The organism is Flexithrix dorotheae DSM 6795, assembly GCF_000379765.1.
GTDB lineage: Bacteria > Bacteroidota > Bacteroidia > Cytophagales > Flammeovirgaceae > Flexithrix > Flexithrix dorotheae.
This window is the reverse complement of the sequence record NZ_KB903454.1, coordinates 457,795-469,769: the sequence shown is the minus strand read 5'-3', so window position 1 is coordinate 469,769 and position 11,975 is coordinate 457,795. Positions and strand designations below refer to the sequence as shown.

General features: G+C 36.2%; 9 protein-coding genes. 3 read left to right on the top strand and 6 right to left on the bottom strand.

What is annotated here, in order from left to right; all coding sequences use genetic code 11:
• Window positions 1-11 precede the first annotated feature (11 nt).
• The 5 genes from A3EM_RS46190 to A3EM_RS0124060 form a co-directional block, all read right to left on the bottom strand.
• Window positions 12-701, bottom strand: coding sequence for a phosphatase PAP2 family protein (locus A3EM_RS46190; protein ID WP_020530819.1), 690 nt, complete (start codon window positions 699-701; stop codon window positions 12-14).
• 348 nt (window positions 702-1,049) lie between these two features.
• Window positions 1,050-1,298 (bottom strand): GlsB/YeaQ/YmgE family stress response membrane protein, encoded by a 249-nt coding sequence (locus tag A3EM_RS0124075; protein WP_020530818.1) that lies wholly within the window; start codon window positions 1,296-1,298, stop codon window positions 1,050-1,052.
• A gap of 88 nt (window positions 1,299-1,386) precedes the next feature.
• Window positions 1,387-1,968 (bottom strand): hypothetical protein, encoded by a 582-nt coding sequence (locus tag A3EM_RS0124070; protein ID WP_020530817.1) that lies wholly within the window; start codon window positions 1,966-1,968, stop codon window positions 1,387-1,389.
• Window positions 1,969-1,981: 13 nt separating this feature from the next.
• Complete coding sequence (locus tag A3EM_RS0124065) at window positions 1,982-3,934, bottom strand: sialate O-acetylesterase (RefSeq protein WP_020530816.1); 1,953 nt, start codon at window positions 3,932-3,934, stop codon at window positions 1,982-1,984.
• An 88-nt stretch (window positions 3,935-4,022) separates the two neighbouring features.
• Entirely contained in the window at window positions 4,023-4,424 is a 402-nt protein-coding gene (locus A3EM_RS0124060; RefSeq protein WP_020530815.1) for a hypothetical protein, read from the bottom strand.
• A gap of 192 nt (window positions 4,425-4,616) precedes the next feature.
• On the opposite strand from A3EM_RS0124060, the gene A3EM_RS0124050 reads away from it, so the two are divergent.
• The 3 genes from A3EM_RS0124050 (at window position 4,617) to A3EM_RS0124030 (ending at window position 8,457) form a co-directional block, all read left to right on the top strand.
• Window positions 4,617-5,312, top strand: coding sequence for an SDR family NAD(P)-dependent oxidoreductase (locus A3EM_RS0124050; protein WP_020530813.1), 696 nt, complete (start codon window positions 4,617-4,619; stop codon window positions 5,310-5,312).
• A 543-nt stretch (window positions 5,313-5,855) separates the two neighbouring features.
• Entirely contained in the window at window positions 5,856-6,686 is an 831-nt protein-coding gene (locus tag A3EM_RS0124040; protein WP_020530811.1) for a helix-turn-helix domain-containing protein, read from the top strand.
• A gap of 439 nt (window positions 6,687-7,125) precedes the next feature.
• Window positions 7,126-8,457: a DEAD/DEAH box helicase gene (locus A3EM_RS0124030; RefSeq protein WP_020530809.1), complete on the top strand. Its 1,332-nt coding sequence runs from the start codon at window positions 7,126-7,128 to the stop codon at window positions 8,455-8,457.
• Between the two features lie 18 nt (window positions 8,458-8,475).
• On the opposite strand, the gene A3EM_RS0124025 is transcribed toward A3EM_RS0124030, so the two are convergent.
• Complete coding sequence (locus A3EM_RS0124025) at window positions 8,476-11,937, bottom strand: sensor histidine kinase (protein ID WP_020530808.1); 3,462 nt, start codon at window positions 11,935-11,937, stop codon at window positions 8,476-8,478.
• Window positions 11,938-11,975: the final 38 nt, after the last annotated feature.

The following is an 11,975-nucleotide window of genomic DNA, read 5'->3' as shown; positions in this document are numbered from 1 at the left end:
CCAGAGAAAAGTTATTGAAGCACCTCTGTTTTGGATAGGGATGGAGAAGTATTTTTGAAGCCGATAGTTAAGAATGAATTAGCCCAGTTCTGGTGTTTGATTTTGGTATACCTTTCCATCAAAAACCAGGTGATTATGGCTGAGAAAATTCCAATAAGTGACCCACAAAAAGTATCGATAAAAAAGTGATGAAGCAGGTAAATTCTGGAAATGCCAACTAAGATTGCAAGAGAAAAAATAGGTAGGATAAATCTCCTTTTATTTAAAATAAGAATGAAAATAATTGCCAAAGCAAAGGCAGAGGCAGTATGGCCGGAAGGAAAGGAGTTGGCGTAATATTGATCCACACCTTCTACAAAATTTAAACCGGATAAATCACCAAAGTAGCCCAGTGGTCTTTCTGCTTCAAAAAACAGAAACTGCTTAAATAAATAAACCACAAGACCATGAAAAATTCCTACAATGGCTACTAAAACAGCATAATAAAATCGAATAAAAAGACAGCCGATGATTGCCAATCCAAAGATAGCCCCATTTCCCATTGCTGTGAAATACTTGAAAAAATAATCCAAAATAGGATTGTGAGTGGCATTGAGGGTTAGGCAAACTACTCCCTTTTCCATAAAAATAAAAGGAAACAAAAGGAAAATATAAATGGCAAGTGAAATGGAAAATAGTTGGTTAAAGCCTTTTTTATCCATTTTTTCAATGTTTTAGATGCGTAAATTTCTAATTCAAAGAAAAAACTTGTTTGTTAAAATATGATAAATTGAAAAATAACAAAATATCAATATTAAAGGCATAATGTAAATGTAAAAATCAATATGTCGGATTGGGGGGTAATAGACTTTACTTTCAGTTTTTATTTGGAATTTTGATATGCCATTCCTACTTAAAAATTTCAAATCTAATTTCAAATTATAACATGATAAAGTAAAACCATTGAGTACGAAATTGGCTTTCCGTATTCAATGGCTTTCAAAATCTGATTTAATTTTTATTTAAAACAGGTTAGTATCGGGCTTAATGAACTCTTTATCGGAAAAGTTTCAACCCTTTATTTTCCTATAAATAAAAAGTAAGATAAGGGCACCTACTATGGCCAGAAGCAAGCTGCCAATATTAAACCCTGTTACGTTTCCCAGTCCAAAAAATGTTCCCAGATAACCGCCCAGCACACCACCGGCAATACCCAAAATAATGGAAACAATCCATCCTCCCGGATCTTTCCCGGGCATAATCCATTTGGCAAGGCTACCTGCAATAAGACCGAATATTATCCATGTTAAAATTCCCATAATTGAAAAAGTTTGGTTAGAGTTATTTTTACTCTAATTAAATGATAAGTCCAGAGGGAAAAGGGAGGTTTTAGTCAGAATGCTATTTTTACAGGGTGGAAGCCATATTTCTCGAACTCAAAACAGAATAACTAATCCTTTTTTCAATCTCCTGCACATTACTGTAGTTTCGTCCAAAGTCAATAATTGCCAATTTATTTTTCGGCCTGCTTTTGATGGTAATTTCTGCAGGACTATTAATTTTTTTTCGGGAATAATTAATTGAAACTTTCTCTCCATAGAAAGGAATCTCAATGGGTGATTTTAATGAAATGGTTTCTTCTTTGGTATTTACCACTGCTTTCAGATCTTTAAAGCCAAATGCAATTTCTTGTAGTTCATTAAAGGTAACAGGAAGTGTTATTGTCTTTTGCTGTTTCAAAGTCAGGGATGATTTTTTTTTGAGGTTTAAACCCAGATTTGACAAATATTTTAGATGGATGGAAACTAAAAATGCAGAAAAAATCCCGCCTACCAAGATTGTTTTTATTGATATTTTTATCACTTCCTTGAAACCAATTTGCGTTTTCACCATAAAGGGAAATTCAAAGTAAAAGGCCAGGCAATCTACTATTAAAAAAATAGAAGCATATAATATCATCGCCTTTAAATAAAGGATTCCTTTATACATTGTTTTTAAATTGTTAAGGTTGTGTAATTCCCGGCCACTCATCAGTTCTAAATGGTGATGCAGGTAAATTTTCCTTGTTATAAAGGTTTAAATCATCTGGGTTTTCGGCCCAGCCATATCTAATGGCAATAGGTGAGTTTACTTCATCAGTCCATACTATGACTTCATTTCCCTCTAGTTTGGCTTTGGCAAAATAGAATTTTTTATCCTCTCCAGCCAGTTCAAAACCATTAATATAACCATACTTATCTTTCACTAAAAGTCCCCCTCCAACATGTTCAAATTTAATCCTTACTTTTCCATTTTCTACGGAATGTGATTGGTATACCGGCCCTGAAAATACGATATCTTCATTGTAAGCTATTTTTCGAGCTGCCAGTGATAACCTGTAACCCACATCTTTTTTATTTCTGGGGTGAATATCATTGGCTTCCCCAATGTCAATGATTACCGCCTGCCCGGTATTGGGTAAAGATAAGGTCATGGATTGGGCTTCTCTGAGTTCGGCCCAGGCACTTTCACCAGGATCGCTTTTGGGAGCCATAAAATTAGCCAGCTGAACAAATAAAAATGGAAAATCTCCAGCCTGCCATTTATTTCGCCAATCCTTTATCATTAGTGGAAAAAGTGTTCTATAAGTATAAGCCCTTCCGGCATTGGATTCTCCCTGATACCAAATCACCCCAGTCATGGCATATGGTACGACTGGTGCCAGCATTGCATTGTATAATAAGGAGGGCATACTGTTAGGACTTAGGCTGGCATTTATAGAGGCTTCCCCAACTTTGTATTTCCAATCACCGGCAAGAGATATTTTTTTACCATTGGCGGATACAAATAATACTTCCTGGTCTCCATAAATTCCTCCTCCACCACCGGTATCATCCACCCGGATTACAATGGTATTTTCTCCTGCTTTTAATTGGTCCGGTTGGGCTTCATATTCTCTTTTGATGTTATAGCCTTCTGTTTTCCCAACTTGATTTCCATTTATCCAGGTCATTTCATTGTCATCCACCGGCCCCAGGCTTATTTTTATACCGGTTTGTACCTGCTCTTCGGTCAATTCAAAAGTTCTCCTGAACCAAACTATGCCGTCAAGATCGGCCAATCCCTGATTTTCCCAAAGTCCGGGTAATTCCATTTTTTTCCAGCTGGAATCATCAAAATCACTTTCAGCCCAAATGGCTTTTCCATCTACCAATCCCGGATCTTTATCCGGTATATTTCCAATGTTTGCGATTAATTTTTCCTTACGTAAAGCTGCCATTTTTTCTAAATCGGCCACTTTTAGCTCCTCTACTTTTGATTTAAATTCCGGAATTTCGCCAATGGCTTCGGGACTTGTCCAGGTTTCTACATTGGTTCCTCCCCAGGTAGTATTCAATAGTCCAATGGGCACGTTAGTGGATCCCCTCAATGCTTTGGCAAAATAATATCCTACTGCTGTAAAGTTTCCTGCGGTTTCAGGAGAACAAATTTGCCAGTCTGCTGCTTCAATATCCTCCTTTTGTAAAGTGGAAATTACCCTTGGAACTTTAAGATGCCTGATTTGTGGATAATTGGCGTTGGCTATTTCTTCTTCTGCATTGTTAGTGGCCTGTAGCACCCATTCCATGTTAGATTGTCCTGAACAGATCCACACATCACCAATCAAAATATTTTTAATGGTTTTGGTTACCTTTTTCCCTTTTAGGATCATTTCATAAGGCCCTCCTGCTTTCATGGCAGGGAATTTTACCATCCATTTGCCTTGTTTAACCTTAACTGTAAGAGATTGTCCATTGAAGCTAATAGTGATTTTTTCCCCTTTATCCCCAAATCCCCAAACAGGAATCTCTTTGTTTCTTTGCAAAACCATATTGTCCCCAAACACATTGGCCAGACGAAAGTCCGCAAAACTAATCTGAAAGGTAAACATTAAAATGATGGTGATCAGGCATTTGCGTTGGTGGGTAAATTTCATTCTCAAAAATAATGGTTAGATAAAAAAATAGCCTTCCATTGTGGAAGGCGTTAAATATAATGACAAATATTTTTTTTAACAGAAAAAATTAGAAAGAAAATTGTGGATTAATCAAATTGCGTTGAGAACTGGAATAAACCAGCTCGCCATCATCTGAAACATTAGTGCCAAGCGCACCGTGTTTTTGTAATTTATCTACTGTTTTCCGCACTCTTTCTACAGGGATTTCCAATTCGGCAACAATCTCTCCCAAAGTAGCTTTTCCTCCATTTTTGATCACAAATTTTAAGAGGTTAATTTCTTCATCTTTATTTCGCTCCTTCCTTAGCCACCAGGTACTTCCGGAAGCAAGACTAAAGGCCGCTACAAAAGGGGCAATCATATCAACTGCATGGTGTGCAGGTTCTATTGTAAATACGAAAGCGAATATTCCCGAAAGAATAAACCCTCCGTAGGATAAAACCCTTGCAATAAATTTCTTAATTTTCATTTTATCAAACTTTTTGGGTATCGGTTGTTAAATTAAGGAAAAAAAATGATATTCTAAAATGTAAATCTGTTGAATGGTAAATGGAGGGGATAAACTAAAATTAGATACAATCTTTTCCCAATTTGAAAAATACTTAGTGTACCTTAATTTATTGGGATACAAACATTTTTTTCTCCTTGAAGTTATCCAGTTATGAAAAATTACTTAATTATTGGAGCTTCCTCAGGAATAGGAAAAACTTTAGCGGAACAATTAGCCTCAGAAAACCACACTGTTTTCGGTACTTATAATACACATGCTATAGAAGGACACGGTAATGCCTCCTTCCATTTTTTAGATGTTTTATCTGATGATTTGGACTTAAGTTTTTTGCCTGATAAAATAGATGGCCTGGTTTATTGCCCTGGATCTATTAACCTGAAACCTTTTACCCGATTCAAGCCTGAAGATTTTTTGGACGATTTTAATCTGCAGGTAGTAGGTGGAGTTAAAATTATTCAAAAAGTTATGCCTTTGTTAAAAGCTGCAAATAAGCCTTCTGTAGTTTTATTTTCAACTGTAGCTGTGCAAAATGGGTTTAACTTCCATTCGCAGGTAGCCACTTCAAAGGGGGCAATTGAAGGCCTGACCAGGGCTTTAGCTGCGGAATTTGCGCCCAAAATCCGAGTGAATTGTATCGCGCCTTCCATAACCGATACCCCATTAGCCTCCGGTTTATTAAATAATGAAGCTAAGAAAGAAGCCAATGCCCAAAGACACCCTTTAAAGGCAATTGGAAGCACACAGGATATAGCCGAAATAGCGGCTTTTTTATTATCTGATAAAGCGCATTGGATTACCGGCCAGGTACTGCATGTGGATGGAGGAATGTCCTCCATAAAAGGATGATTTTTGGTTATTTTCTGGTCTGTCCTTCAAAAAGGTTTCCGCCTGCATGATACAAATATTGTAATTGCCATTTTTGAAGCAGGCCTATGTGATTAATTTTTCACACAGTGACCAACCCGGTGATTTATCTAATTGACTGATTTGAGGTAAGCCTGGTTTGGGCACATATTTGAATCAGAATAACAATATGCAGAATAGGAGTGACGTCCTGATGAAGTGGCATCCCTTAAAAATAGTATTTTATGAAAAAAATGTGAAATTAGCTGTAATTACAGCTGATTTTTTACTAAATTTAAACATACCCAACTTTACTTCCCGATTTAATTTTTTTAATGGTCAATTTCCTTTTTCTGGCCATTTAAAAGTATTTTAAACGGGATTATTGGTTTGGTTGAAATGTCTCAAAAATGAATTGTTCGTGTTAAGACCAGGATCCATAATTTGGTATTTTTGAGCTGAACACAGCTGTGAATGAAAAGGATAAAGAATCTGAATGCTATCCCATCAACTTAAGCTTTTTCTTAACTTTTAGTTCAGACTTAAATGAATTATCAGGAAATTTTGCCATCTGATCTCCTAAAACCCTTTATTCATGTTTATGCAATAATAGATGAAAATATGGCCTTCAACCAACCTCTTCTCACCCAAATTCCTCCTGGTTTGGGTACGGCCATCATTTTTTTTAGTAAAAAAGAGACTCGAATTTCTATGGAATCTTCCAGGAAATCATTGGAGGATATTCCTTCTGCCTATATTTTGCCCCATTTCGATAAAAGCTATAAAGTGGGGTTTGGAGGTGTTATGACTTTTATTGCCGTGATATTTAGGCCTGGGAAACTCAGGAAATTATTCAATTTATCTATGAATAATATAATCAACAGGCTTTTTTCCTTTGATGAATTGAATTTACCTGAATTAAAAATGATTTATGCGGAAATACAAAAAGAGCATAATAACAATGCAAAGGTAGCTTTACTCACTTCATTTTTTGAAAAAAAACTGAACCATGATTCCTTCTCTACCGACCTTGTAGATCAGATTATAACAGAGATGTTGACCTTTCCGGGTTTGCACATCAATGATTTGGCTGAAAAACTGAATAAAAGCGAAAGACAAATTAGAAGGGCCTTTAAGGAGGGAATGGGCATAACTCCCAAAACTTTCCAGAAAATTGTGAGAATTAACAATGCCATTCGTCTGATTCATTCGGATAAGGCAATGAAATTGACGGAAATAGCTTATGAAGCCGGGTATTTTGATCACTCTCACTTTAATGCTGAATTTAGAGCGTTTATAGGGAAAAGCCCGAAGGTATATGTGAAAAACAACAATTTATTTGTGGATATTTTCCACTGGAGGGAAGAAGTTGGATGATTATCAAATCATAATGGAAATCTATTTTTTAATCATTCTCGAAAAAAAAATAAAATGTCCGAAATTTCCTATTTTGTACTTTGTTTTCTGGCTAATTTGCATGTATAAAATTAAGTTGGATGAAATCATGTTTCAGCAATTTGGGTTCACTTCCTCTAAATGGTATAAAAGGTAAGTGAATTTTTTCAGGTGATAAGAAGAATAATTGCCAGTCTTTTAACTAAAATTCAATTAAGGCGTAACCAAAGCCTTTAAGATGTCATGAAAACTCACTTTTTGATACAAACCTAAATTAAGGCAAATTACCAAAGTTGCGTTTTTTGAACAAATCAGTGGCAATAATCCTAAGAAATATATTCTCTGGTTATTGCCCTGATTTATTTATACCAATTATCAAAAATAAACCCGCAATTAAGCTTTTCTGACTTACCTTTGCTGCATGCAAACATATTCTCCAATCATCACCAAGGCACTTCAACAACTTGAAATTTCTGACCTGAATGATATACAAAAAGCAACCTTACTGGCCAATGAAAACGACCAGGATATAGTGTTACTTGCCCCAACCGGCTCAGGAAAAACACTGGCTTTTTTACTTCCCATTTTACTTGCGCTTTCTCCTGAAGTGAAAGGTATTCAGGCTTTGATTTTGGTTCCTTCAAGGGAGTTGGCATTGCAAATTGAACAGGTTTTTCGGAAAATGGGCACTGGCTATAAAGTGAATTGCAGTTATGGCGGACATTCCTTAAAAACAGAGAAAAATAACTTTATCCATCCTCCGGCTGTTTTAATTGGCACCCCAGGCAGAATTGCAGACCATATTGCCCAGCAAAATTTTGATACCAGTGATATCCAAATCTTAGTGCTTGATGAATTCGATAAGGCCCTTGAATTTGGTTTTGAGAAGGATATGAGTAGCATAATGTATGCACTCAATGGATTAAAGAAAAGAATCCTGACCTCTGCTACCAAAATGAAGAAAATCCCAGAATTTACTGGAGTGGAAGATCCCATGGTTGTAAATTTCCTTCAAAAATCAAAACCGGAGGGATTAAGTTTAAAAGCTGTGAGGTCATTAGGGAATGACAAACTTGAGGCTTTATTTCAGTTAGTTTGCAAATTGAATTTTCCCGAATCGAAAGCTACCTTGGTATTCTGTAACCACAGGGCAGCTGTGGAAAGAATCAGTGAATTACTTTGGGAAAAAGGCCTGGTGCATGGAATATTTCACGGGGGATTGGAACAGGATGAACGAGAAAGAAACCTGATTAAATTCAGAAATGGCAGTCATAATTTATTAATTACCACTGATCTGGCTTCCAGAGGGCTGGATATTCCCGATATTGAGCATATTATCCATTATCAGTTGCCGCAAAAGGAGGAGGCCTACATCCATCGTAATGGGAGGACGGCCCGGATGCATGCTGTGGGCAATTCTTATCTGGTATTATCAGCGGGTGAAAAGGTTCCTCCTTATATAAAGGAGAAGCTGGAAATGGAGGAACTGGAAGATTCTTTTGATTTGCCAAAATCACCGGAGTGGGTGACCATCTACCTCAGTGCAGGAAAAAAAGAAAAAGTAAGCAAGTTTGATGTGGTAGGGCTTTTTTACAAAAAGGGAAAGTTGAAAAAGGATGAATTAGGGATGATTGAAGTGCTGGATCATGCAGTGTATGTGGCCATAAAAAAGGATAAAACTGCGGTAGTGTTACGGCAATTAAAAGGAGAAAAATTGAAGAAAACCAAGCCAAAAATTGAGGTAGCCAAATAGTCAGATATCCGAATTGTTTTAAACCACAGATTTTTTGGCCTTCTCCTGGAGGTTAACATTTAGGGGAAACCGAAGGTTAATTGTACTTCCCTTGCCCAATTCAGATTCCACCTCAATTTTACCCTGATGTTCTTTTATAATACTTAGGGAAATTGATAGTCCCAAACCAGTTCCCTGACCCTCTTCCTTGGTAGAGAAAAAGGGTTCAAAAATATGTTTTTGAATTTCAGGATCCATACCATGACCTGAATCTGTTATCGAAATATTTATTTCCTCCTCCCTCACACATGTGGAAATGATGATTTCTCCCTTTCCCTCAATGGCCTGAATGGCATTTACCAGCAAATTCATAAATACCTGATTCAATTTTCCGGGAAAGCATTCAATTTTGGGAATTTCACCATAATTCCTTGTGATTTTTATTCTATCCTGATATTGGTTGGCCAGCAAAATAAGGCTTGAATTAATTCCTTCATGAATATCTGCCAATTTCAAACCGTCACCTTCTATCCTGGCAAAAGTTCTAAGCTCTTTTACAATATCGGCAGTTCTGTTGGCTCCAATTCCAATGTCTCCGGCAACTTTCTTTACTAGTTGAATTAATTTCTCGTATTTATATTGGGCTTTAAGTGCTTTGATTTTGGCTAACCTTTCCTTTACATTTTCATCATTAATGGAATCATATTCTTTCATCAGAAACAAAAGTTTGTGTAAGGATTTCTCCAGCCCCACAATTCCTGATTTAATAAAGTTGATGGGATTATTGATTTCATGGGCAATTCCTGCAGTAAGAAAGCCAAGAGAAGCGAGTTTTTCGGACTGAACCAATTGGGATTGTGTAGATTTGAGTAGTTTTATGGTATTTTCCAATTCAATATTTTGCTTGCCCAAATAACCCTGCTGTGCTTCCAGTTCTTCATTTTGAGCTAAAATTTCTTTAGATTTTTCTGATATTTCTTTTGTTCGGTCCTCCACTTTTTTCTCCAGTATTTTATTCCTTAATTTTAGCATCCTTAATCTTATCCTCACCAGAAACCAAATGGATAGAATTGCTCCTATAACGTAGGCGATTTTTGCACTTAAAGTTTCCCACCAGAGTGGTAACACCTTTATTTCGATGGAGGCTTCTTGTTCACTCCATACACCTTCATGGTTGGAGCCTTTAAATCTAAAAGTGTAATTACCCGGATTGAGGTTGGTATAGGTAACTTTTCTGGAATGCCCTAAATTAACCCAATCCTCGTCAAAATTTTCCAATTTAACCTGGTAAAGATTGTTTTGGGAATTGGTGAAATTAAGGGATAAGCATTCAAAGGTAATGTTATTCTGATGCCTTCCAAGTGTCAATTCTTTGGATTTTGAGATGTCTTTTTCCAGAATAGAATTGGGATCGCCCGGAGAAACTGGTTTGTTATGAATAAAAAGGTTGGTAATGAATACCGAAGGAGGTTTCGATTTTTCTGATATGGTTGCCGGAACGAAAATATTAAAACCATTTACTCCTCCAAAAAAAAGCTCATTAGAAACCGAAGATTTTAAAAATGTTCTTCTTTTAAAGTGATTACTCTGCAATCCATCACTAATGCTAAACCGTTTGTAGTGAACAATTTCATTTTTCATATTTACTTTTATCCTAAATAAACCTTCATGTGCACTTATCCATAGAAAATTTTGTTCATCTTCCACAATACCCACAATGTTGATCTGATTAAATGCTGAAAATGTAATAAAGGTATCCGCTTCGATATCCAATAAATTTAGACCGTTTTCCTGTGTGCCAGCCCAAATTCTTCCATAGCTATCTTCAGCCACCACATTTACATAATTACTACCTAACCCATGGTCTGAATCATATTTTTTGGTAAATATCATGGAGTTAAGATTAAAGATATATAACCCATCAATACTGCAAACCCACCATTGTTGATTACTGTCTTCAAAAAAGTATTCAACCTGTTTTATTTCGTCATTATGATCATATTTAATTAATTCTCCCTTTTCTGGTTTTACCAAAAAAAGCCCCTGGTTGGGAATGGCCGCCCACAGCCTGTGTTTATTATCAAATTGTAAATAAAAAATGGAATTATTAAATTTTTCACCATTGGTAAGCTGAAGTGGATAGTTCGTGAATTTTTGTGTTTTTAAATCTAAAAAGTCAAGTCCATCATCCCAATGACCTACCCAAATTCCTGATTTCACACTGTCATAAACAATGGTTAATGGTATATTTCCGGATATGCTTCCTGGATCACTTTTGTCTTTTTGGAAGGTTTGGAAAACTCTGCTATTTTTATCAAAACAATTTAATCCTCCACCATCAGTACCAATCCATATTTTACCCTTAGGAGATTCTGCAAAACTAGTCGTATTGTTATGGCTTAAATGGTTGGGCTTATAAGGCTTATAATAATAATGGGAGGCTTTTTTTTCGTTAAAATCGATAACATAAAGCCCGGTAGAGAAACTTCCAAGCCAAATTCTGCCATCTCTGTCAGTAATTATTACCCGATAAGATTCAATCACAAAGTTTTCCGAAAGAAATAAACCTTCTAAACAGCACTGCTCCTTTATTTTTCCCTCAACCAGCGCTTTTTTGTTAAAATATAATGGTTGGGATTCTGTGGCCAGCCACAAATTTCCAAAAAAATCTTCGCTACAGGATTCTACTAAATCTTCCCCATCGAATGGGAGTTTACTTCCTGTTTTTTCCTCATATGTGAGGATCTTCCAATTTTCTTTATCAATAAATTGAAGTGGACTACTCGTTCCTCCGGCCCATAGCGAACCGTTGTCATCTTCAAAAAATAAATTGATCGTAGAGGTTCTGTTGCTTGAAAATGGAATAGCTTTAAATTCACTCACCTTTGGATAATAAATAGCACATCCGCTTTCCCCTCCAATCCACATATTCTTTTCATTATCCTCAAAAATGGTATTGATAAATCCTACATGTTCAGGGATGGACAGGGGAATGATTTTACCATCGGCCAATTTGAATAGTTTGGTGGTGGTTCCAATATATAAGTCTCCGGAAGAGCTGAGCCTCAGACACCTTAAATTTTCGTTTTCAAAGTATTTTTCAGATGGGTAATTGGTGTATTTATTGAAAACCAAGTCATAAACACTCAGCCCATCGAAAGTGGCGATATAAACTTTCTGGTCCTTACCAGTAATATCTTTTACCAAATTTGACAAAAGGCTATTTTCCTTTCCAGGTTCTTTTATCAAATGGTCAAAACCATAGCCATTGTAACGGTAAGCTCCTTCTTCGGTCCCTACCCAGATAAATCCGTCTGGATCCTGCCAGATACAATAAATACTTCCAAAAATAGACCCATCCTGTAAAGTAACCCTTTTAATAAAAACTTCTTTTTCTGGCTGAGCAAATAATGCACTTCCTGAATAAAGGAAGATAAAAATAAAATAGAGTAAAAAATTGATCTTAAACCGTCCAGGCTTATTGGTAAAGAAATCCTTCATTATTAGGTGAATATTTGGTTTAATATATAAAAAAATCA

Excerpts from the sequence above, each read along its gene's own strand:
- A3EM_RS0124065 (WP_020530816.1), bottom strand. The coding sequence starts at position 3,934 with ATGAAATTTACCCACCAACGCAAATGCCTGATCACCATCATTTTAATG.
- A3EM_RS0124070 (WP_020530817.1), bottom strand. The coding sequence starts at position 1,968 with ATGTATAAAGGAATCCTTTATTTAAAGGCGATGATATTATATGCTTCT.
- A3EM_RS0124050 (WP_020530813.1), top strand. The coding sequence starts at position 4,617 with ATGAAAAATTACTTAATTATTGGAGCTTCCTCAGGAATAGGAAAAACT.
- A3EM_RS0124060 (WP_020530815.1), bottom strand. The coding sequence starts at position 4,424 with ATGAAAATTAAGAAATTTATTGCAAGGGTTTTATCCTACGGAGGGTTT.
- A3EM_RS0124075 (WP_020530818.1), bottom strand. The coding sequence starts at position 1,298 with ATGGGAATTTTAACATGGATAATATTCGGTCTTATTGCAGGTAGCCTT.
- A3EM_RS0124040 (WP_020530811.1), top strand. The coding sequence starts at position 5,856 with ATGAATTATCAGGAAATTTTGCCATCTGATCTCCTAAAACCCTTTATT.
- A3EM_RS46190 (WP_020530819.1), bottom strand. The coding sequence starts at position 701 with ATGGATAAAAAAGGCTTTAACCAACTATTTTCCATTTCACTTGCCATT.
- A3EM_RS0124030 (WP_020530809.1), top strand. The coding sequence starts at position 7,126 with ATGCAAACATATTCTCCAATCATCACCAAGGCACTTCAACAACTTGAA.
- A3EM_RS0124025 (WP_020530808.1), bottom strand. The coding sequence starts at position 11,937 with ATGAAGGATTTCTTTACCAATAAGCCTGGACGGTTTAAGATCAATTTT.